The following is an 18,804-nucleotide window of genomic DNA, read 5'->3' as shown; positions in this document are numbered from 1 at the left end:
CGGCCGCCACTACCGGTACCGGACATCAGCCATCAGCGCAGGTCGATGAATCCGTTGTCGGCCAACTGTCCCGGTTCGTCCTGCACCGCCGACAGCACGAACGTCAGCGCCTTGCCCAGCAGCGTACCCGGGCCATCCCAGTACTCGGCCGAATCGGCCCGCACATGGATCAGGCGCAGGTTGGGATCCTCCTTGCCGCCGGGGAAGAACAGCTTCATTGCCGGCGACCACAGTTCCTCGATCTTCGCGCGATCATCCACCACGCGAGCGCGACCGGACACCGACACATACGTGTTCTTCGAGGGCGAGGCATAGGCCACGTTCACCCGCGGATCGAGTGCGATCTCGGCCACCTTCGGGCTGTCGGCGGTGATGACGAACCACAGGTCACCGCCGAACGCGACCTGCTGGGTGGCCAGCGGCCGGCTGTAGAGGCGGCCATCCACCCCGGTGGTGGTGAACATCGCCACCTCCACGTCCTTGATCAGTTCGGCCAGCTGGGTGATGTGTTCGGCACGGGTATCGGCCATGGGGGGGCTCCATTGGGATGAGCCCCCATCAGACGCGGTGTGGCTGCAACAGCCCGTGACGCAAGTGTTCAGCCCGCGTGGCGAGCGTGCCAGGCGTGCATCGCCAGTTCGAACGAACGCAGGCGCGCACGGTGGTCATACAGGTTGGCGGTGAGCATCAGTTCGTCGGGCGCGTGCCGTTCGACGAAGGCGGCGATGCCGTCGGCCACCTGCTGCGGATCACCCAGCACGGTGCAGGCCAATGCCCGCTCCACGCCCAGCTTTTCATGCGGTTCCCAGAAGGTTTCGATGTCGTCGATCGGTGCCGGGATCTTGCCCGGGCGACCGCGCCGCAGGTTGACGAAACTCTGCTGCTGGCTGGTGAACAGGCGGCGCGACTCGGCTTCGCTGTCGCTGGCAACAACGTTCAGCGCCAGCATCGCATGCGGCTGCTTCAGCGTTGCCGAGGGGCGGAACTCGCGGCGATAGACCGCCAGCGCTTCGTCCATCACGTCCGGGGCGAAGTGCGAGGCGAACGCGTACGGCAGGCCCATCGAAGCGGCCATGCGCGCCCCGAACAGGCTCGAACCCAGGATCCAGGTCGGTACGCGCAGGCCGCCACCGGGAACCGCCTGCACGGCCTGGCCAGGCTGCACCGGCTCGAAATAGTGCAGCAGCTCGCGCACGTCCTGCGGGAACTGGTCGGCACTGTCGAAGTAGCGGCGCAGGGCGCGTGCGGTGGGCTGGTCGGTGCCGGGCGCCCGGCCCAGCCCGAGGTCGATGCGGTCGGGATACAGCGAGGCCAGCGTGCCGAACTGTTCGGCCACCTGCAGCGGCGCGTGGTTGGGCAGCATGATGCCGCCGGCACCGACGCGGATGCGCTTGGTGCCACCGGCCACATGGCCGATCAGCACGGCCGTGGCCGCACTGGCGATGCCGGGCATGTTGTGGTGTTCGGCCAGCCAGTAGCGGCGGTAGCCCAGCGCATCGGCGTGCTGGGCCAGTTCCAGCATGTTGGCGAAGGCGGCGGTGGTGTCACTGCCCTCGCAGACCGGGGCCAGGTCGAGAATCGACAACGGGATCATCAGCGGTTTTCCGTCACAGGATTCCCCATGCATGGGGTCGGCCAGGCACGGCGGCCAGTGACGATGGCGGGATGCTGATTCCTGCGGGATGGGTTCAGGGCCCGCCGGGCAGGGCCTGGGGCGCCACGCGTGTCGGGTAGTGCCGGCCGCTGGCCGGCAGACAGACAGCCCTTGCAGCCGGCCAGCGGCCGGCTCTACCAAAGTGCGGTCAGAACGCGCTGGGGCGCGGTTCGGGCAGTGGCTGGTCGACCATCGGCTTCAGCTCGGCATCCAGCGCCACGCGCTCGTCGAACACGAAACAGCGGCCTTCGTAGCCCTCGCCACCGACGTCCTCGAAATAACCCAGGATGCCGCCATCCAGCTGCAGCACGTTGTCCATGCCGTCGTTGACCATCCACAACGCCGCCTTCTCACAGCGGATACCGCCGGTGCAGAAGCTGACCACGGTGCTGTCCTTCAACGCCTCGCGGTGCGGCGCCAGCGCCTCGGGCAGGTCGGTGAACTTGTGGATGGGCAGCACCAGTGCATCCTTGAAGGTCCCGTACTCCACTTCCTGCAGGTTGCGGGTGTCGAGCATCACCACCGGCTTGCCGGCGTCGTCGTGACCCTGCCGCAGCCAGCGCTGCACCGTGGCCGGATCGACCGCCGGAGCACGCGGGTACTCCAGCGGCTGGCCATCATCGCGGCGGAAACTGATGATCTCGTCCTTCACCTTGGCCTTCAGCCGCGCAAACGGCTGGTGCTCGCTGAGGCTGGTCTTGACCCGCATATCGGCAAAACGTGCATCGGCGTGCAGCGCCGCGTAGAAGCCCTCGACCGACGCCGGCGCACCGGCGAGGAACAGGTTCAGCCCCTCGCCCGCCACCAGGATCGTGCCCCGCAGCCCAGCCGCCTCGGCACGCGCCAGCAGCTGGTCGCACAGGACCTGGGGAGCGTCGATGACGGCGAAATGGTAGGCGGCGGTATTGGCGATCATTCCGCCATTTTAGCGCCAGACCATCCCAGGATCAGATTTACCGTTCATCCACGCGTGGCATGGATCTGCGGAAGACCGCGGAGACTGTCAGGGCGGGGCGGTGTGGGCAGGCGGGACCGTTGGCGCCATGGATGGCGCCATCGAGCCCCCAGGGATGGGTTTACGGCGTGTCCCGCCTGCCCACACCGCCCTGCCATCCCACGGAATGCCTGCTTTTGCTGTTGCCGGCCAGCGGCCGGCACTACCGGGTGCCGGGTGCAACCCGGCCGGAAGCCCCCTTTACCCCCGCAACAGCATGAACGGCAGCAGCACCAGCGCCGCCGCGCCCGCCATCCCCAGCAGCACCAGCACCACGAACACCGGCCGCCTCCGCAACAGGCTGCCGAACGTCTCCGCCGTGCCGTCACGCAGCGCCTGCTCGCGTTCTGCACGCACGCGCTCGCCGCGCGCGCCCTGATACTCGGCCATCAGCGCCTTCGCACGCGGATGATCGGCATCCTCGCGCAGCCACAGGCCGCCGTTGGAGATACCCCAGGGGCTGGGTTCGGTGCGATACCAGGCGATGCCATGCTGATCCAGCAGCGTGCAGACATCGGCATATTCGTCGTCGCCGACGTTGCGCAGATTGAGCAGAAGTTTTGCCATGCCCCCATGATACCCGGCACCGATGCGCTACCCTTGCCGCCCTCGCCCTGCGCCCTTCCGGAGACGCCCGATGCGCCGCCTGCTGCTTCCCCTGCTGCTGTCCCTCGCCGCCGCTGGCTGTTCGACCGAGCCCTCCGGCCCGCCGCCGGGTGGCACCCTGACCACCTTCGAGCGCATCGACAGCGTGCCCGGCACCGGTGCCGAGGCTGTCGCCGGCAGCAAGGTCACCGTGCACTACACCGGCTGGATCTACGACAACCGCACCGAGACCAGGCACGGCAAGACCTTCGACAGCTCGGTCAGCCGCGGCGAACCGTTCACTTTCGCACTCGGCGCCGGCCAGGTCATCCGTGGCTGGGATGAAGGCGTGGCCGGCATGAAGGTTGGCGGCAAGCGCACGTTGATGATCCCGCCGGACTACGGCTACGGCGACCGCCGGGTCGGCCCGATTCCGGCCGGCTCGTCGCTGGTGTTCGACGTCGAGCTGCTCGATGTCAAACCGTAATACCGCAATGCAGCGTCGGGTCGCCGTGATCGGCGGTGGCCCGGCCGGCCTGTTCGCCGCCGAGCGCCTGCGTGCGGCCGGGCTGGACGTCGACCTGTACGAGGCCAAGGGTTCGCCCGGCCGCAAGTTCCTGATCGCCGGCAAGGGTGGGCTCAACCTCACCCATTCCGATCCGCGGCCGCTGTTCGACAGCCGTTACCGCGAGCAGGCGGCGGCCGTCGGCCAGTGGCTGGACGGCTTCGACGCACAGGCACTGCGTGACTGGGCCGCCGGTTTCGGCGTGGAGACCTACGTGGGCAGCTCCGGCCGCGTGTTCCCGGTCGACCGCAAGGCCGCGCCACTGCTGCGCGGCTGGGTGCGCCGGCTGAAGGAACAAGGCGTACGCCTGCATGCCAACCATCGCTGGATCGGCTGGAGCAACGACGGCGCGCTGCGCTTCGTCACCGAAGCGGGCGAGATCGATGTCCATGCCGATGCCACGGTGCTGGCGATGGGCGGCGGCAGCTGGCCGCAGCTGGGCAGTGATGGCGCCTGGGTAGCGCCTCTGCAGGCCCGTGGCGTGGACATTGCGCCCCTGCAGTCGGCCAATTGCGGTTTCGACGTGGAGTGGACGCCGTTCTTCGCCCAGCGCAATGCCGGCGCACCGTTGAAACCGGTGGTTGCGCACTGGATCGACCTGGCCGGACAGCCGCAATCGTTGCAGGGCGAATGCGTGGCCAGCGAGTACGGTATCGAAGGCAGCCTGATCTACGCGCTGGCGGCTGACCTGCGCGAGACCATCAACCGCGATGGCCACGCCATGCTGTGGCTGGACCTGGTGCCGGGCCGCGACGAGGCACGGCTGCTGGCCGACCTGTCTCGCCCGCGCAAGGGCCGCAGCTTCGGCGAGCACCTGCGCCGGCAGGCCGGCCTGGATGCAGTGAAGGCGGCGCTGGTGTTCGAGATCCTCGGCAAGGAGGCCGGCAACGATCTGACTGCCGTGGCCTCCACGCTCAAGCGGCTGCCGTTGCGCCTGCTGCGGCCACGACCGATGGCCGAAGTGATCAGCACGGCCGGTGGCGTACGCCTGGATGCACTGGATGATGGCCTGATGCTGCGGGCCTTGCCCGGCGTGTTCTGTGCCGGCGAGATGCTCGATTGGGAGGCCCCGACCGGCGGCTATCTTCTCACTGCCTGTTACGCCAGCGGCCTGCGTGCGGCGGAAGGTGTGATCGGATGGTTGGCCGGGCGGTAAAGCCTGCCCTGTAGAGTCGAGCCATGCTCGACTGGATGGAAAAGCAGTCGAGCATGGCCCGACTCTACAATCGCCGGGCGGTCACCACGGCCGGCGCATGCTCACCGAGGCCAGCGCCACGCCGCTGGGATGCGGGTAGGCTTCCTCACGCACGGTAATGAAGCCCTGCCGTTGGTAGAACGACACGGCATTGAGCGAGGCCGACAGCACCACCTCACGCTCACGGTCGGCCATCGCCAGCAGGCGCTGCATCAAGGCCTGGCCGATCCCCTTGCCGCCCCGGTCCGGATCAACGAACAACGCATCGACTTCATTGGCATCGGTATCGAACACGCCGAAGCCAAGCAGGGCGCCCTGCGCATCCTCGGCCACCACGCAACCGCCCTGCCCCAGCAGCCGCGCATACTGCGACGGCGGTGGCGAGGCCGACCATGGCGCGATCACCTCCGGCGGGTAATGGCTGCTGCAGGTCTCGCGCACACACCGCGTGCGCAGCGCCCACAGCGTGGCTACATCATCGGCCGTGCCTGTTCTGAACTGCATGACATCTCCTTGTAGAGTCGAGCTTGCTCGACTGTTCTCCGTTCCAGGCACGCAGTCGAGCATGGTTCGACTCTACAACGGCAGCTACCGAGACTTGCTGGCGCGCAGTGCCTGGATCTTCGGCGGCGGCTGGAACGAGTCGCTGCGCGCATCGGCCCAGAACGCATGGAACACCGCGTGGTCGGGCACCTTGTGCAGCAGCTCGCCCGGTTCCAGGTAGCGGTACAAGGAGGCCAGCGAGCGGATCTCGACCGGCGAAACGCGACGCAGGATGTGCTCAGGCCCCAGTTCGGCCGGATCGTTCAGACCGGCCGCACACAGCAGTTCCTTCAAGGCATGCAGTGTGTGCTCGTGGTAGCTGTGCACGCGCGTGGCCTTGTCTGGTGCGTCCAGATGCTTCCAGCGCGCCGGATTCTGGGTGGCGATGCCGGTCGGGCACTTGTCGGTGTGGCAGCTCAACGACTGGATGCAACCCAGCGCGAACATGAAGCCACGCCCGGCATTGCACCAGTCGGCGCCCAGTGCGATGGTGCGCGCGATGTCGAATGCACTGGTGATCTTGCCTGCCGCGCCGATGCGGATGCGCTCACGCAGATCCAGGCCGACCAGCGTGTTGTGCACCAGCAGCAGCGCTTCGTGCATCGGCACGCCGACGTGGTCGACGAACTCGGCCGGTGCCGCACCGGTGCCGCCCTCGGCACCGTCGACCACGATGAAGTCGGGAAGCAGACCGGTTTCCTGCATTGCCTTGGCGATACCGAACCATTCCCAGGGGTGGCCGATGGCCAGCTTGAAACCCACCGGTTTGCCACCGGACAACTCGCGCAGGCGCGCGACGAACTGCAGCAGTTCGACAGGCGTCGAGAACGCCGAGTGACGCGACGGCGACACGCAGTCCACGCCCATCGGCACGCCACGGGTCACCGAGATCTCGGCGGTCACCTTCGGTGCCGGCAGCACGCCACCGTGGCCCGGCTTGGCGCCCTGCGACAGCTTGATCTCGATCATCTTGACCTGATCGTGGGTGGCGTTGGCGACGAAGCGCTCTTCGCTGAAAGCGCCCTTTTCGTCACGGCAACCGAAATAGCCGGAGCCGATTTCCCAGACCAGATCGCCGCCCATCTCGCGGTGATAGGGCGAGATCGAGCCTTCGCCGGTGTCGTGGTAGAAGCCACCGCGGCGCGCGCCTTCATTCAACGCACGGATCGCATTGGCCGACAGCGAGCCGAAGCTCATCGCCGAGATGTTGAACACGCTGGCCGAATAGGGCTTGGCGCAGTTGGCGCCGATCAGCACGCGGAAATCATGCTTGGCGATGGAGGTGGGTGCCAGCGAATGGTTGATCCACTCGTAGTCCACCGCATAGGTGCTGCGCAGGGTACCGAACGGCACCGTGTCCATCTCGTTCTTGGCGCGCTGGTAGATCAATGCACGCTGCTGCCGCGAGAACGGCACGTCTTCCAGGTCGCTCTGCACGAAGTACTGGCGGATCTCCGGGCCGATCGATTCCAGGCCGTAGCGGAAATGCGCCATCACCGGATAGTTGCGGCGCAGCGTGCTGCGCTTCTGCAGCAGATCCCAGGTCCCCAGCGCCACCATCGCGGCAGTCAGGCCGACGCCCCAGTACCAGGCCGGCCAGATCGTGGCCAGCCACAGGCATATCGGGAACATCAGGATGGCGAGCAGGTAGACGATATACCGGTGCATGGCTTTCCTCGGTTGCAACTGTCCCCGAGTCTACCGCGCCGCCCGTCCGCCGGGTTTACAGGCGATCGTCAACGACGTTGCGCGGCCAGGCCGATTTCACGTCGTAGACCAGTCCCCCGGGGGCCAGCAGGCCCCGGATCTGGGCTTCATCCATCGCCTTGAAACGGGCATGGGCCACTGCCAGCACCACTGCGTCATAGCTTCCCGCCACGGGTTCGGCCAGCCAGTGCACACCTTCATCGGCCAGCGCCGCGGGGCCGACCCACGGGTCACTGACTTCAACCCACGCACCGGCATCACTCAGGCGCTGCGCAAGCTCCAGCGCGCGGCTGTTGCGCAGGTCAGGGCAATCCTCCTTGAAGGTCACGCCCAGCACCAGGATCCGCGCCTGTGCCGGCGCGCGGCCACGCTCGGCCAGCATCGCCAGTACCCGCGCCGCCACGTGCTCACCGACACGGTTGTTGACCTGCCGCGCGGTGTGGATCAGGTCAGGGTGGTAGCCCACACTCTCGGATTTGTGCAGCAGGTAGTACGGGTCCACGCCAATGCAGTGGCCACCGACCAGGCCCGGCCGGAACGGCAGGAAGTTCCACTTGCTGCCCGCCGCATCGAGCACATCCTGGGTATCGATGCCGAGCCGGTCGAAGATCAGCGCCAGTTCGTTGACCAGCGCGATGTTGACGTCACGCTGGATGTTCTCAACCACCTTGGCCGCTTCGGCCACGCGCATCGACGGCGCCGGAAACGTGCCCGCCGCGATGATGCGCTGGTACAGGCCATCGATCACCGCAGCGGCTTCTGGCGTCGAACCGGAGGTGATCTTGCGGATGTCGGACAGGCGCCGCTGGCGATCGCCGGGGCTGACCCGTTCCGGGCTGTAGCCGCAGGAGAAATCCTGGTTGAAGCGCAGGCCCGAGCCCTGCTCCAGCAGCGGCACGCAGACTTCCTCCGTGGTGCCCGGATACACCGTGGATTCGTAGATCACCAGATCGCCCTCGCGCAGATGGCTGGCGATCAGGCGGGTGGCCGAACGCAGCGGCTCCAGATCGGGCTGCTCGCAGGCATCGATCGGGGTCGGCACGGTCACGATGTAGACATTGCAGGCATCAAGCAGGGCCGCATCGCTGCCGTACTGCAGCTGATGCGCGCTGGCCAGCTCTTCAGCCTCCACTTCCAGCGTGTGGTCCTGGCCCCTGCGCAGCTCGGCGATGCGGCCGGCATCGATATCGAAACCCAGGGTCGGCCAGTGGCGACCGAACGACACCGCCAGTGGCAGGCCGACGTAACCCAGGCCGATCACTGCCAGGCGCGGCGCCACGGCCGCCGCGACCGGCGCGCTCATCGGCGCATTTCCTGCAACGGATGCAATCGCGCTCGCGTTGCCATGGCTTCGGCCCACACACTCATTCGCTGTACCACTCCGGGAAACCCACACCAGAAAGGCTACAGCCTAAGGCCCCGGCGCGCCGCCGCCAAGGCGGGCTCAGGAGCCCAGCGCGACCGCCGCCGGCTCCAGCTCGCCGTCTGCGCCGGTCCAGGCCTGCAGCAGGCGTTCGAAGCCACCACTGCCGAGCAGGAAACCCGGCCATGCCGCCTCGACGATCTGCGATAGCAGGTCCGCCTCGATCCTGCGGGTACCCATCGACCAGCGCGGAAACGCCCGCTGCAGCACCGGTGCCCGGCACAGCATCTTCACCTGTCCATGGCTGCGCGCATTGACGATGCGCTGGAACACCGAATCGATGCCATCTTCCGGGCCTTCCAGATACTGCAGGAAACGCGTCCCATCGAACATCAGGACACCGGTGACACCCGCTACGCGATTGAATGCCGTGGCATCGGCCAGCAGGCGATCAAGATCGGTTGTCTGCAGATCGGCACGGGCCTCACTGGCATAGGCAATCGCGTGTAGCGACATCAGGTGGCTCCCCCCCTGGGAACGATGGCTGGGACTATGACATGAATAGGAACGACAGTTAAGCACGCCACTCCCCCTGGAGGATCAGGCCACGGCGCGGTGGGTGGGCTACAATCGGCGCCGCGCTGCAGGCCCGGATGGCGAAACTGGTAGACGCATCGGACTTAAAATCCGCCGGGGGCAACCCCATGCCGGTTCGATTCCGGCTCCGGGCACCAACATCGCAGCACAGGATGGCGTCCGCCCTTCGGGGCATTGCACAAGGAACCCGCACATGAAGACTTCTGCCCTGATGCTTGCCCTGCTCTGCACCTCCAGTCTTCCGGCGATGGCGCAGTCGTCGCTGACCCAGCGCGTGACGTCCGATACGTCCCGAACGGAATACAGCGACGGCTCCACGGCGACAAGCAGGCGTGACATCTCCGGGAACGTACACCGCCGCTACAGTGATGGCAGATCGTCTTCGACGAGACAGATCGACATTTCGGGGAACACCCGCACCGAGTACAGCGATGGCAGTTATTCGACCTCGAGCAAGGACAGCTCCGGCAACGTCCGTGCCCGCTACAGCGACGGCAGCACCTCGTACTCGCGCACCGATATCGGTGGAAGGACCCGCACCGAGTACAGTGACGGCAGCTATTCCACCTCCTATACCGACATAGGCGGCCGGGTCCACACGACCCACTGCGGCTATGGCATGGCCGCTCGCAATCCGGAGCGCGGTGTCGGCAGGAAGCGCTGAGTTTTCAGATCGCACGCGAGTAACGCGGCTGCTCATGCGCCGCGCGCAGGTACGGATCGAAGCACATCGCCAGCAGCCGCAGCAGCGGCCGTCCCGGCTCGCTGGCACGCACCACGCCCTCGCGATACTCCGCCAGACCGTCCTCCTGCAGCCGCTGCACCGACCGCAGGTCTTCGGCGAAGTACCGCTCGAAATCCACGCCATGGCGCTGGCCCAGCACAGCGCCATCCACCTCGCCCTGGCACATCAGCTGCTGGATCAGTTCCGCGCGCAGCTGGTCGTCGGCGCTCAATGCCACGCCGCGCCAGACCGGCAGCTGGCCCTGGTCCACCGCGTCCTCCCACGACGGCAGGTCGCGCGGATTCTGGCTGTAGGTGGCACCAATGTGGCTGATCGCACTCACGCCCAGGCCCAGCAGATCGGTATCGGCGTGGGTGGTGTACCCCATGAAATTGCGATGCAGCTGGCCTGCGCGCTGCGCGCGTGAAAGATCCTCTTCCGGCAACGCGAAGTGATCCATGCCGATGTACTGGTAGCCAGCCGCGGAGAGCTTCTCGACCGCCAGGCCCAGCAGCGCCAGCTTGTCTTCCGGCGAGGGCAAGCGGCGTTCGTCGATCTGCTTCTGTGCGCGGAACAGGTGCGGCAGATGTGCGTAGCCATACACCGCCAGGCGATCCGGGCGCAGGGCCAGCACCCGCTCAAGAGTACGGCCGAACCCCTCCAGGCTCTGCCCGGGAAGGCCATAGATCAGGTCAACGTTGACCGAGCGCATGCCGCTGTCGCGGCAGGCCTGCAGGATATCCAGCGTCTGCTGCACGCCCTGTATGCGGTTGATCGACTCCTGTACGTGCGGATCAAAGTCCTGCACACCCAGGCTGGCGCGGTTGAAACCCAGCCGCGCCAGCATGGCGACGTCGTGGGTATCGATGAAGCGCGGGTCGAGTTCGATCGAGAAATCACGCTGTGGCGAATCGCTGAAATCGAAGCGGCGGCGCAGGCCTTCCACCAGGGTGGTCATCGCCTCGGCATCGAGGAAGTTCGGTGTGCCCCCGCCCAGGTGCAGCTGGATGACCTCACGGCCGTCCTCGAACTGCGGCGCCAGCAGGTCGGCCTCGGCCAGCACGCGCGAGACGTAGCTGTGGCCACGGCCGCGATCGCGGGTGATCACCCGGTTGCAGCCGCAGTAGAAGCAGGGGCTGGAACAGAACGGCACATGCACGTACAGCGACAGCGCGCGGGCCAGCTGGTTGCTGTCGGCGATCGCCTGACGCAGTGCCGGCGCGTCGAAGCCGTCGTGGAAATGCGGCGCGGTCGGGTACGAGGTATAGCGCGGCCCGGGCCGATCGTGGCGGCGCAACAGGTCGGGGTCGAAGGTCCAGGCCAGGCCGCCGGCAGCGGGAGAGAACGTGTCCATGGCGCCAGCATCGCGCCGGGCGGCCGTCGCCGCCTTGACCCAGATCAATCCTTGGCGGGGATGCCCAGCACCGGCAGGCCGACCTGCGGCCAGCGCAGCATCTGGTAGCGTTTCCAGAAGGTGTCACCGATGCGTGCGGCCACGTCGTTGGCCAGCGCCTGCATCGGCGGGTTGTTGCATTCGGCGGTGGTGATGCGGAACAGCACCAGCCAGCGGTCGAACAGGTCCTTGTCCAGCTCGATGGCCATGTGCTTGGACATCGGCGAGCCCTTGAAGCGACGGGTAGCGCGCAGCATCGCCGACCAGAAGTCGACCAGCTGCGCCAGGTGCTCCGGCCAGTCGTGGACATGTGCCTCGAACACCGGCCCCAACCGCTCTTCTTCGCGCACGCGCGCATAGAAGTCGTGGACCAGGCGGGTCACTTCCTGCTCGGTACACAACTCGAGCGAGGCAACGGGGATGACAGGCGGAGGCGTAGCGTTCATCGGGTACCCAAAGCGTGCCGGCAGTGTGCCGCAGCCGGCCGGCACCGCCGTTGATCCAGATCAATGTCGGCGCAGTTCGCTGCCCCTAGGCTGGCACGCTTGCAGGAAGCATGCCCTGCGGATGCTGCGCCGGATCAGGCGGAGTATACGCGCCGCCCCCTTTCCGATCCGGGACAGCATGAACAGACCCTCCCTCAGCCGTCGCCAGCAGTTGGTCCAGCAATGGGGCGCGATCCTCTGGCCCAGTTTCATCGCTGCCGGCGTGGCCAGCGTGGTGTTCTTCGCCTTCGTCGATCCGTTGCGCCTGCAGGCCATCAGCTTCCCGGAAACCACCATCAGCCGCGAGCTGGGCTATACCGCAGGCTTTTTCATGTTCTGGACGGTGACGGCGCTGTCCAGCGCGGTCACCTGGTACCTGCAACGGCCGATGCCAAGCGACGACGACGACGAGCTGCCACTGGGATGAGTACGCCCTGCTCCGCGACGGCACGCCCGCGACACTGGCGAAGCAACCTCAGCGCAGGCCTGCTTGCACTGTTCTATACCCTGCCCTGGTTGCGCTGGGACGATCATCAGGCCGTGCTGCTGGACATCAATGCCCGGCGCTTCGACCTGTTCGGCTGGACGCTGTGGCCGGGTGACGTCGGAGTGATGATCGGTCTGTTGGCGGTGCTGGCGGTGAGCCTTGCGCTGCTCACCCATCTGGCCGGACGCATCTGGTGCGGCCATGCCTGCCCGCAGACGTTGTGGCGAGGTGCCTTCGACTGGATCGGCCGCACCGTGCCCCGGGCACTGCCGCCGGCACTGGCGCGGCCGGCCACGCAGCTTGCATGGGGCCTGCTGTCGTTGTGGACCGGAATCACCTTTGTCGGCCTGTTCAGCCCGATCGCCGGGCTGGTGGCTGCCGCGCCGCACGCCGCCTGGAGTGGCGGGGAAACGTTCTGGGTACTGTTCTACGCCGCTGCCACCTGGGGCAATGCCGGCTTCCTGCGTGAGCAGGTCTGCCGTTCGCTGTGCCCGTTCGCACGCCTGCAGCCATTGCTGACCGATCCACACACACCACGCGTGCTGTATGACGCCCGTCGCGGCGAGCCACGCGGAGCGCGCCCATTTGGCCAGGGCGGTGTACTCGGTCGCGGCCGTGGCCTGCTCGACCCGACCACCGCGCAGGACTACGCGTTTCGTGCCGCGCATCCGCTGCTGGCAGGACCGATGCCGACCTTCAGCGCTGACCGCCTGGGTGACTGTACCGACTGCAACGCCTGTGTCAGCGCCTGCCCGATGCAGCTGGACATCCGCCAGGGGCCGCAGGCCGATTGCCTGGCCTGCGGCGCCTGCCTGGACGCCTGTGCACAACAGCAGCACCGGGCTGGTTTCGGGTCGGGGCTGCTGCGCTACTGCAGTCCGCAGGCGATGACCGGCCAGCCGCCGCGCTGGTGGCGACCGCGGACCCTGGCCCTGTTGTCTCTGCTGCTGGCGCTGCTTGCCTGTGGCGCCTGGCGCCTGCTCTGAATCAGCGCGGCCCGTCGGCGTGCGGCGGAACCAGCTGCGCACGGCGGACGATGCCCAGCTGCTCGATGATCAGCGCCATTTCATTGGTGACTTCGGTACGCTCGGTGCCCTGCGGGACCAGGCGATCGAGCACCTGCTGGTAGGTATCCCAGAACGCCGGACCGCATCCGTGTTTGTGATAGCTGGCTTCCAGTTCGCGGCGTACCCGTTCAGCCAAGCCATGCATGCCGTATTCCATACGACCTCCGTTGGACTTGTTCTGCATCGTTGACGGTCTACCGACTCACTTGCGTGCTACTGAAAGACTCCCGGGCTTCACGTCCGGTTGATGCCAATTAGTCATAGATTTCACGACAGGTCAATTACATGCATCGACTTTCGTGATCGAAATTATTAATCGTTCACAAAACAACATACGGTGCCCCGGCCGTGCCGGATGGGTTGAACCCGACGTGCCGCCTGCCCGGCAGACGACGACCTTCTATTGACCACACTGATCGAGTTCTCTGGAACCATCGAATTTGCCCATTTTGCTAAGTCTACTTAGCAAATGCCGCTTAGTGTGCTAGATGCGACAAAACACGGCGCAAATCAGATGGATTCGCTGCCTGGCGCGTCGGTTGCAGGGAACAGATGCGGGTAGCGCTGACGCAGGATGTACTGCCGCAGGGCAGGAATCGGAAGGTCCTTAGGCCATTGCGACACTGCGGATCGGCTTATGCCAAAGAAGCGGGCCAGTTCGGCATCGGTCCTCAGTCCCAGCCGGGTACGCACCTGCCGTTTGCTCCAGAATTCGGTCACGGTCGGTTCTTCTGTTAACCAGACTTATTCTTGCGGCAAGTTTTCTTGGCATTCCACGCGTTAAGCTGGCTTGCATAGATGAATACTCTCGGCCAACGACTCGCCGCCGCCATGAAGAAAGCCGGGCACCCTCGCCCGGCCGACCTGGCCCGCGCCGCAAAATCCACAACGGCAACCATCAGCAACTGGCTCAATGACCATGTGAGCGCCTCCCATGTGAAGGCCGCACAGCTGTTCCGCATTGCGGACGCAGCCAAGCTGGACGCGCGCGAGCTGCTGTACGGGGTGACCGGGCGCGGCGTAGGCGAACCCGGCAATGCCTACATCCCCAGCCAGGCCCATCTGGATGTCTGGCAGGACGCGTACGAGCTGGTCAGCCACCTGGTGGCCGAGAACGGGCTGGAGATCGACCACCGTCGCCATGCCGCGCTGGACCTGCTTGCGTTCGAGCTGCTGATGGATGGCTTCAGCCGCAGCAAGGTCGCCCGCGTACTGACGACCTCGATGACGTAAACGCACTGCCGCTGGTAGCATGGGCCGCGATGGGGATGGAGCTCCCCCGATAACCGCCTGCAAGGGCTGATGGCTCCTGCCAAGACGAACCCGGTGTTCGTCGACGGCAGGCCGTGCCTGCCCTCGGCGTTCGCCATCGGACCTGCGAACCCGTACTCGAGGCACACGATGCAAGCGTTGAACAATTATTTCCTGGTCTTCATCGGAGGCGGCCTGGGTGCCTGCCTGCGCCACGCCTGCAACCTGATCGGCGCCCGCGTGGCGGTCGGCAGCCCCTGGCCCTGGTCGACCTTCCTGATCAACATCAGCGGCGCGCTGCTGATGGGCGTGGTGGTCGAGGCTTTTGCCCTGCGCAACGGCGCTTCACCCCAGCTGCGACTGCTGCTGGCCACCGGCATTCTGGGCGGTTACACCACGTTCTCGACCTATGCGCTGGAGATCGGCCTGCTGCTGCAGCGCGGCCAGCATGGGCTGGCAGCGCTGTACGCCGGGGGCTCGGTGGCCCTGGGCCTGGCGGGCCTGTTCGGCGGCATGAAGCTGGCCCGGCTGGTGCTGGGCTGACGATCAGGCAGCGCTGGCGCGCGCCTGCACACGCCATTCCCGGGGCGACTGCCCGGTGTGTGCCTTGAACGCCCGCGACAGGGCGGCCTCGCTGCCATAACCGACGTCGTCGGCGATCCGCTTCAAAGGCCGGCCCTGGCGCAGTGCCTGCTGGGCCAACCCCACCCGCCAGCCCTGCAGGTAGTGGCCCGGCGTGGTACCCATCGCCTCGCGGAAACTGGCCGCGAACACGCTGCGCGACATGCCCGCCACATCGGCCAGGTCTTCCAGCGTCCACGCCTGTGCGGGCGCTTCGTGCATCGCCACCAGCGCCAACCGCAGGCGCGGATGACCGAGCCCGGCGAACAGGCCACCACGCATCTCGCCACCTTCCATCAGCTGGCGCAGTACCTGGATCATCACCACCTCGAACAGCCGGTTGACCATTGCCGCACGCCCGCAGCGCTGCTCGAAGGCCTCTTCGAACAGCAGCTCCAGCGCGGCATGGCCGCCGTACAGATCGGCCAGCGGCAGGCAGATGAAATCGGGCAGCGCAGCGCTGATCGGATTAAGCCGGCCGCCTTCGAAATGCAGGTTGGCGCAGGCCATGTCGGCACCCTGCTGCGGTTCGGTGATGAACCGGTGGGGCATCGGCCGGGGGTACAGCAGCAGGCTGGGGGCGTCGACCTGCACCGTCTGCGAGCCATGGCTGACCTGCAGCGGGCCCCGCCGCACCAGGTGCAGCTGGCCAGCCTCATCCTCGCCTTCCAGGGTGTTGATGCCGCACAACGCGCCGGCATGGAACACCGAGGCGGTGACCGAGAAGCGTTCGAGCAGGATGGCGAGGCGGTCGACCATGACAGGACTCCAGATCAAACGGAATTACTTCAATACGACAGATCGTATCGGATTCACCGCGCCACTGGGCGAACCGGCCGGCGGCTCTACCTGAAAGTGCCGCGAGGGCTGCATGGCCGTGACGGCCACGCGACCGACCGGCACTTCCCTGCGGCAATGCAGCGCGCGCAGCATTCCCGGGGCATCTATGCTCGGCGCCATTCCCGGATGGAACGACCACGATGCGCTGCTTGCTTCGTTGCGCCCTCGCTCTCGGCCTGCTGCTGCCGTCGACATCGTTGCTGGCCGCGCCAGCCACTGCACCACGCACACTCAGTGGCGAACTGCAGGGAGCGCCGTGGCGCCTGGACGTGCCGGCCGGATGGAACGGCGACCTGGTGATGCTGGCGCATGGCTATGAGCCGGTGGGCGTGCCGCGCACCACGCCGATGACCGCCAACGACAGCACCGCAACACTGCTGGCCGCCGGTTACGCAGTCGCGCAGAGCGCGTATTCCAGCCAGGGTTGGGCCGTAGCCGATGCGATCACCGACATGGAGCGCCTGCGCCGGCACGCGCTGGACGAACTCAAGCGCGTGCGCAGCACCTGGATGCTCGGATTCTCGATGGGCGGCGCGGTGGCCATCGCCAGCCTCGAGCGATATCCGCAGCACTACGCCGGGGGCGCCTCGCTGTGCGGCGCCAACCTCAGTGGCGAGCAGATCGCCGCCAACCTGCTGACCACGCTGGTCGCGTTCGATTACTTCTTCCCCAACGCAGACGGCCTGCCGACCACCGGGCTGGCTTCGCCGGAAGCGGCCGCGCTGCCACAGGCAACCCTGTATCAAGGCATTGCCAATGCGCTGCAGCGGAACCCGGAACATGCCGCCGTGCTGGCCAGGCAGTTGCAGGTCTCTACTGACGCGCTGGCCGGTACGATCAGCCTGCACGCACTGGTCCTGCACGAACTGGCTGCGCGCAGTGGCGGCATGCCGGTGGGCAACAGGGGCGTGATCTACCGCGGCTTCGGTGACGATACGGCGTTCAATGCCGGTGTACGGCGTGTCGACGCCGTGCCTGCCGCGCAGGCCGATGTCCGCACGAAGCTGGCACTGAGCGGTGCCTTGAAGCGGCCGTTGGTGATCCAGTTCAACCACAACGATCCCACCATCGTGCCGCACATGCAGGCGGTGTATCCGCAGCTGGCGGCTCAAGCCGGCGCACGGCCCTTGCCACGGGTCCTGCCTGCGGAGGGCGCCGGGCATTGTGGTTTCTCTGAAGCCGACGTGCTCGAGGCGTTGAAGGCTGCACAGCGGTGAAAACAACGCGTGTCGCGGTGCGTCAAGGCCGCGCTGGAAGGACTGCTATGGTAGCCCCGCCCATTGATGGGCAGACAAAGGACTGACGTGATGATCAAGACGACCTTGAAGACCGTGATGCTCCTTGGCATGGCCGTGACCGGCCTGGCCTTCGCCGCAGGACCCTGTGAATTCTGCAGCCAGCAGTACGAGTACTGTCTGCGCGCAAACTCAGGCCCACTGGCCAAGACACCCGCAGAATGCCTGGCCCAGTACAAGATGTGCCGCGAAATGGATTGCCAGTCGTCCTGACCGGCATCCGGCCGGCTCCTGCGGGAGCCGGCTCCTCCCGCTGCGGTGCCGAACGCTTACGATGCAGAGACCGGTGGAGTTCCTGCCACCTTCCTTCCCTGCTGAAGCAACGCACTCGATGGCCTTCTTCGAACGACTGAGCGAGACCCGCTACCTGCCGACCGAACATACCGGCGGCGCCTGGAACATCCGCGAGCAGCACATCGCGCCGGCGATCGGCCTGCTCGCCCACCACCTGGAGCGTGATGCCGCGGCGCGTGGCCATGGCTTCCTGATCGCGCGCCTGTCCTACGACATCCTCGGCACCATTCCGATCGAAGCGATGGAGGCCGACGTACAGGTGCTGCGAGGTGGCCGCACCATCGAACTGGTCGAGGCCACGCTGCGGCATGACGATCGCCCGGCTCTGCGCGCGCGCGCCTGGTTGATGCGCCCGAACGACACCGAGGCGATCGCCGGCACGCCGATTCCAGGCATTGCTCCACCGGAATCGATGCCGGCGTGGGACCCGGGCACGGTCTGGCCCGGTGGCTTCATCCAGAGCATCGAGATCCGTCGCCACGACCAGGGCCCCGGCCGCGCAACCTACTGGGCACGCGCAACACAGCCGCTGCTGGATAGCGAGACGGTCAGCCCATTGGCCCGCGCCGCGACGCTGTTCGACCTGTCCAACGGCATGGCGGTACGTGCCGATCCGAAGGAGGTCGCCTTCCCCAACCTGGACCTCACCGCTCACCTGTTCGGCATGCCCGAAGGCGAGTGGCTGGGCTTCGACACGTCGGTGTCGTTCGGCCGCCTCGGCATCGGCCTGACCAGCACCGTGCTGCATGATGCGCGCGGCCCGATCGGAGCACTCGGCCAGGCGCTGACGGTGCGCCCGTAAACGCAACGGGCGGCGTCAGCCGCCCAGCGTACCCATCGTGAAGGTGTAACCCGAACTCATCAGAAACTCGCGCATGCGCATTTCCGCGCGGCGCGGTGAGGCCAGATTGGCCGGTGCATACAGCGCGTAGACCACGCCCGCGCCCTCAACGGCCTCGCGGCGCACCCCGCAGTGCCGGGTCTCCGAAGCAATCACCCATCCATCCTTCAACCGGTCGGGGCCAATCGACTGGCCGTTCATCAGCCGGAACGTCAACCAGCGTACTTCCGCAGCGGATTTGTTCATTGCCGGCGCCCCGGCTGTGTATTGCGATTCATCGTGTCCTTGCTCGCCATTGCAGCT

Annotated in this window: 24 protein-coding genes, 1 tRNA gene and 1 riboswitch; of the genes, 11 read left to right on the top strand and 14 right to left on the bottom strand. The window is 66.5% G+C overall.

Going from position 1 to position 18,804, the window contains the following annotated elements:
- Positions 1-32: 32 nt before the first annotated feature.
- The 4 genes from O0J73_RS02500 to O0J73_RS02485 all read right to left on the bottom strand — a co-directional run bounded on the left by O0J73_RS02500 (position 33) and on the right by O0J73_RS02485 (position 3,215).
- Complete coding sequence (locus O0J73_RS02500; protein WP_308307929.1) at positions 33-530, bottom strand: pyridoxamine 5'-phosphate oxidase family protein; 498 nt, start codon at positions 528-530, stop codon at positions 33-35.
- 68 nt (positions 531-598) lie between these two features.
- Positions 599-1,594 (bottom strand): LLM class flavin-dependent oxidoreductase, encoded by a 996-nt coding sequence (locus O0J73_RS02495; protein ID WP_308307928.1) that lies wholly within the window; start codon positions 1,592-1,594, stop codon positions 599-601.
- Between the two features lie 208 nt (positions 1,595-1,802).
- Positions 1,803-2,570, bottom strand: a complete 768-nt coding sequence (locus O0J73_RS02490; RefSeq protein WP_308307927.1) for a sulfurtransferase — start codon at positions 2,568-2,570, stop codon at positions 1,803-1,805.
- A 279-nt stretch (positions 2,571-2,849) separates the two neighbouring features.
- Positions 2,850-3,215 (bottom strand): DUF6164 family protein, encoded by a 366-nt coding sequence (locus O0J73_RS02485; protein ID WP_006430802.1) that lies wholly within the window; start codon positions 3,213-3,215, stop codon positions 2,850-2,852.
- A gap of 70 nt (positions 3,216-3,285) precedes the next feature.
- Here O0J73_RS02485 and O0J73_RS02480 point away from each other — a divergent pair, with 70 nt between their 5' ends.
- Together O0J73_RS02480 and O0J73_RS02475 are read left to right on the top strand one after the other, a co-directional pair.
- Entirely contained in the window at positions 3,286-3,720 is a 435-nt protein-coding gene (locus O0J73_RS02480) for an FKBP-type peptidyl-prolyl cis-trans isomerase (RefSeq protein WP_049456389.1), read from the top strand.
- Entirely contained in the window at positions 3,707-4,954 is a 1,248-nt protein-coding gene (locus tag O0J73_RS02475) for a TIGR03862 family flavoprotein (RefSeq protein WP_308307926.1), read from the top strand. The genes O0J73_RS02480 and O0J73_RS02475 overlap by 14 nt, the downstream gene beginning before the upstream one ends.
- A gap of 81 nt (positions 4,955-5,035) precedes the next feature.
- On the opposite strand, the gene O0J73_RS02470 is transcribed toward O0J73_RS02475, so the two are convergent.
- The 4 genes from O0J73_RS02470 to O0J73_RS02455 all read right to left on the bottom strand — a co-directional run bounded on the left by O0J73_RS02470 (position 5,036) and on the right by O0J73_RS02455 (position 9,122).
- On the bottom strand, positions 5,036-5,497 hold the full coding sequence (locus O0J73_RS02470; RefSeq protein WP_308307925.1) for a GNAT family N-acetyltransferase: 462 nt from the start codon (positions 5,495-5,497) through the stop codon (positions 5,036-5,038).
- An 84-nt stretch (positions 5,498-5,581) separates the two neighbouring features.
- Positions 5,582-7,204, bottom strand: a complete 1,623-nt coding sequence (locus O0J73_RS02465; protein ID WP_006430627.1) for an FMN-binding glutamate synthase family protein — start codon at positions 7,202-7,204, stop codon at positions 5,582-5,584.
- Between the two features lie 55 nt (positions 7,205-7,259).
- Complete coding sequence (locus tag O0J73_RS02460) at positions 7,260-8,546, bottom strand: nucleotide sugar dehydrogenase (protein ID WP_308307924.1); 1,287 nt, start codon at positions 8,544-8,546, stop codon at positions 7,260-7,262.
- Positions 8,547-8,687: 141 nt separating this feature from the next.
- Positions 8,688-9,122, bottom strand: a complete 435-nt coding sequence (locus tag O0J73_RS02455; RefSeq protein WP_006430513.1) for a BLUF domain-containing protein — start codon at positions 9,120-9,122, stop codon at positions 8,688-8,690.
- 131 nt (positions 9,123-9,253) lie between these two features.
- Here O0J73_RS02455 and O0J73_RS02450 point away from each other — a divergent pair.
- Together O0J73_RS02450 and O0J73_RS02445 are read left to right on the top strand one after the other, a co-directional pair.
- A tRNA-Leu gene (locus tag O0J73_RS02450) sits at positions 9,254-9,340 on the top strand.
- A 56-nt stretch (positions 9,341-9,396) separates the two neighbouring features.
- On the top strand, positions 9,397-9,867 hold the full coding sequence (locus tag O0J73_RS02445; RefSeq protein WP_308307923.1) for a hypothetical protein: 471 nt from the start codon (positions 9,397-9,399) through the stop codon (positions 9,865-9,867).
- A gap of 4 nt (positions 9,868-9,871) precedes the next feature.
- On the opposite strand, the gene hemN is transcribed toward O0J73_RS02445, so the two are convergent.
- Both hemN and O0J73_RS02435 read right to left on the bottom strand, forming a co-directional pair.
- Positions 9,872-11,281 carry an oxygen-independent coproporphyrinogen III oxidase gene (gene hemN / locus O0J73_RS02440; protein WP_006430510.1) on the bottom strand — a complete coding sequence of 470 codons (1,410 nt, stop codon included), beginning with the start codon at positions 11,279-11,281 and terminating at the stop codon, positions 9,872-9,874.
- Between the two features lie 44 nt (positions 11,282-11,325).
- Positions 11,326-11,766 carry a group III truncated hemoglobin gene (locus O0J73_RS02435; RefSeq protein ID WP_197563447.1) on the bottom strand — a complete coding sequence of 147 codons (441 nt, stop codon included), beginning with the start codon at positions 11,764-11,766 and terminating at the stop codon, positions 11,326-11,328.
- A 178-nt stretch (positions 11,767-11,944) separates the two neighbouring features.
- Between O0J73_RS02435 and O0J73_RS02430 the strand changes: the two genes are divergently transcribed.
- Together O0J73_RS02430 and O0J73_RS02425 are read left to right on the top strand one after the other, a co-directional pair.
- Positions 11,945-12,232 carry a hypothetical protein gene (locus O0J73_RS02430; RefSeq protein ID WP_197563445.1) on the top strand — a complete coding sequence of 96 codons (288 nt, stop codon included), beginning with the start codon at positions 11,945-11,947 and terminating at the stop codon, positions 12,230-12,232.
- Positions 12,229-13,278 (top strand): 4Fe-4S dicluster domain-containing protein, encoded by a 1,050-nt coding sequence (locus O0J73_RS02425; RefSeq protein ID WP_308307922.1) that lies wholly within the window; start codon positions 12,229-12,231, stop codon positions 13,276-13,278. Before O0J73_RS02430 ends, O0J73_RS02425 begins: the two co-directional genes overlap by 4 nt.
- Position 13,279: 1 nt before the next feature.
- Here O0J73_RS02425 and O0J73_RS02420 read toward each other — a convergent pair whose 3' ends face one another.
- Together O0J73_RS02420 and O0J73_RS02415 are read right to left on the bottom strand one after the other, a co-directional pair.
- Complete coding sequence (locus O0J73_RS02420) at positions 13,280-13,516, bottom strand: hypothetical protein (RefSeq protein ID WP_008267971.1); 237 nt, start codon at positions 13,514-13,516, stop codon at positions 13,280-13,282.
- Positions 13,517-13,869: 353 nt separating this feature from the next.
- Positions 13,870-14,079: a hypothetical protein gene (locus O0J73_RS02415; protein ID WP_080376007.1), complete on the bottom strand. Its 210-nt coding sequence runs from the start codon at positions 14,077-14,079 to the stop codon at positions 13,870-13,872.
- Positions 14,080-14,190: 111 nt separating this feature from the next.
- Here O0J73_RS02415 and O0J73_RS02410 point away from each other — a divergent pair, with 111 nt between their 5' ends.
- Positions 14,191-14,592, top strand: coding sequence for an XRE family transcriptional regulator (locus O0J73_RS02410; RefSeq protein WP_040008084.1), 402 nt, complete (start codon positions 14,191-14,193; stop codon positions 14,590-14,592).
- Positions 14,593-14,614: 22 nt separating this feature from the next.
- Positions 14,615-14,678: riboswitch (Fluoride riboswitch) on the top strand.
- An 82-nt stretch (positions 14,679-14,760) separates the two neighbouring features.
- Positions 14,761-15,153, top strand: coding sequence for a fluoride efflux transporter CrcB (crcB, locus tag O0J73_RS02405; RefSeq protein WP_006430497.1), 393 nt, complete (start codon positions 14,761-14,763; stop codon positions 15,151-15,153).
- Between the two features lie 3 nt (positions 15,154-15,156).
- Here crcB and O0J73_RS02400 read toward each other — a convergent pair whose 3' ends face one another.
- The gene (locus tag O0J73_RS02400; protein ID WP_006430494.1) at positions 15,157-15,990 is read right to left on the bottom strand and encodes an AraC family transcriptional regulator; all 834 of its coding nucleotides are present in this window, start codon (positions 15,988-15,990) and stop codon (positions 15,157-15,159) included.
- Between the two features lie 221 nt (positions 15,991-16,211).
- On the opposite strand from O0J73_RS02400, the gene O0J73_RS02395 reads away from it, so the two are divergent.
- The 3 genes from O0J73_RS02395 (at position 16,212) to O0J73_RS02385 (ending at position 18,462) form a co-directional block, all read left to right on the top strand.
- Entirely contained in the window at positions 16,212-17,288 is a 1,077-nt protein-coding gene (locus tag O0J73_RS02395; RefSeq protein WP_308307921.1) for a hypothetical protein, read from the top strand.
- Between the two features lie 90 nt (positions 17,289-17,378).
- Positions 17,379-17,579: a hypothetical protein gene (locus tag O0J73_RS02390; RefSeq protein ID WP_040008088.1), complete on the top strand. Its 201-nt coding sequence runs from the start codon at positions 17,379-17,381 to the stop codon at positions 17,577-17,579.
- Between the two features lie 118 nt (positions 17,580-17,697).
- On the top strand, positions 17,698-18,462 hold the full coding sequence (locus O0J73_RS02385) for a thioesterase family protein (protein ID WP_308307920.1): 765 nt from the start codon (positions 17,698-17,700) through the stop codon (positions 18,460-18,462).
- Positions 18,463-18,477: 15 nt separating this feature from the next.
- Here O0J73_RS02385 and O0J73_RS02380 read toward each other — a convergent pair whose 3' ends face one another.
- A complete protein-coding gene (locus O0J73_RS02380) occupies positions 18,478-18,747 on the bottom strand; it encodes a hypothetical protein (protein WP_049456400.1) in 270 nt (89 codons plus the stop codon).
- Positions 18,748-18,804 lie beyond the last annotated feature (57 nt).

The organism is Stenotrophomonas sp. Sm6012 (assembly GCF_030985895.1).
Lineage (GTDB): Bacteria > Pseudomonadota > Gammaproteobacteria > Xanthomonadales > Xanthomonadaceae > Stenotrophomonas > Stenotrophomonas forensis.
Note: the sequence above shows the minus strand (reverse complement) of the source record. Positions and strands in the feature narration are given on the sequence as shown.

Bases quoted from the DNA above. Each gene is read 5' to 3' on its own strand.
- O0J73_RS02395 (WP_308307921.1), top strand. From the start codon at position 16,212: ATGCGCTGCTTGCTTCGTTGCGCCCTCGCTCTCGGCCTGCTGCTGCCG.
- O0J73_RS02475 (WP_308307926.1), top strand. From the start codon at position 3,707: ATGTCAAACCGTAATACCGCAATGCAGCGTCGGGTCGCCGTGATCGGC.
- crcB (WP_006430497.1), top strand. From the start codon at position 14,761: ATGCAAGCGTTGAACAATTATTTCCTGGTCTTCATCGGAGGCGGCCTG.
- O0J73_RS02490 (WP_308307927.1), bottom strand. From the start codon at position 2,570: ATGATCGCCAATACCGCCGCCTACCATTTCGCCGTCATCGACGCTCCC.
- O0J73_RS02385 (WP_308307920.1), top strand. From the start codon at position 17,698: ATGGCCTTCTTCGAACGACTGAGCGAGACCCGCTACCTGCCGACCGAA.
- O0J73_RS02495 (WP_308307928.1), bottom strand. From the start codon at position 1,594: ATGATCCCGTTGTCGATTCTCGACCTGGCCCCGGTCTGCGAGGGCAGT.
- O0J73_RS02430 (WP_197563445.1), top strand. From the start codon at position 11,945: ATGAACAGACCCTCCCTCAGCCGTCGCCAGCAGTTGGTCCAGCAATGG.
- O0J73_RS02460 (WP_308307924.1), bottom strand. From the start codon at position 8,546: ATGAGCGCGCCGGTCGCGGCGGCCGTGGCGCCGCGCCTGGCAGTGATC.
- O0J73_RS02425 (WP_308307922.1), top strand. From the start codon at position 12,229: ATGAGTACGCCCTGCTCCGCGACGGCACGCCCGCGACACTGGCGAAGC.
- O0J73_RS02500 (WP_308307929.1), bottom strand. From the start codon at position 530: ATGGCCGATACCCGTGCCGAACACATCACCCAGCTGGCCGAACTGATC.
- O0J73_RS02410 (WP_040008084.1), top strand. From the start codon at position 14,191: ATGAAGAAAGCCGGGCACCCTCGCCCGGCCGACCTGGCCCGCGCCGCA.
- O0J73_RS02485 (WP_006430802.1), bottom strand. From the start codon at position 3,215: ATGGCAAAACTTCTGCTCAATCTGCGCAACGTCGGCGACGACGAATAT.
- O0J73_RS02435 (WP_197563447.1), bottom strand. From the start codon at position 11,766: ATGAACGCTACGCCTCCGCCTGTCATCCCCGTTGCCTCGCTCGAGTTG.
- O0J73_RS02380 (WP_049456400.1), bottom strand. From the start codon at position 18,747: ATGAACAAATCCGCTGCGGAAGTACGCTGGTTGACGTTCCGGCTGATG.
- O0J73_RS02400 (WP_006430494.1), bottom strand. From the start codon at position 15,990: ATGGTCGACCGCCTCGCCATCCTGCTCGAACGCTTCTCGGTCACCGCC.
- O0J73_RS02470 (WP_308307925.1), bottom strand. From the start codon at position 5,497: ATGCAGTTCAGAACAGGCACGGCCGATGATGTAGCCACGCTGTGGGCG.
- O0J73_RS02455 (WP_006430513.1), bottom strand. From the start codon at position 9,122: ATGTCGCTACACGCGATTGCCTATGCCAGTGAGGCCCGTGCCGATCTG.
- O0J73_RS02465 (WP_006430627.1), bottom strand. From the start codon at position 7,204: ATGCACCGGTATATCGTCTACCTGCTCGCCATCCTGATGTTCCCGATA.
- O0J73_RS02480 (WP_049456389.1), top strand. From the start codon at position 3,286: ATGCGCCGCCTGCTGCTTCCCCTGCTGCTGTCCCTCGCCGCCGCTGGC.
- O0J73_RS02390 (WP_040008088.1), top strand. From the start codon at position 17,379: ATGATCAAGACGACCTTGAAGACCGTGATGCTCCTTGGCATGGCCGTG.
- hemN (WP_006430510.1), bottom strand. From the start codon at position 11,281: ATGGACACGTTCTCTCCCGCTGCCGGCGGCCTGGCCTGGACCTTCGAC.
- O0J73_RS02445 (WP_308307923.1), top strand. From the start codon at position 9,397: ATGAAGACTTCTGCCCTGATGCTTGCCCTGCTCTGCACCTCCAGTCTT.
- O0J73_RS02420 (WP_008267971.1), bottom strand. From the start codon at position 13,516: ATGGAATACGGCATGCATGGCTTGGCTGAACGGGTACGCCGCGAACTG.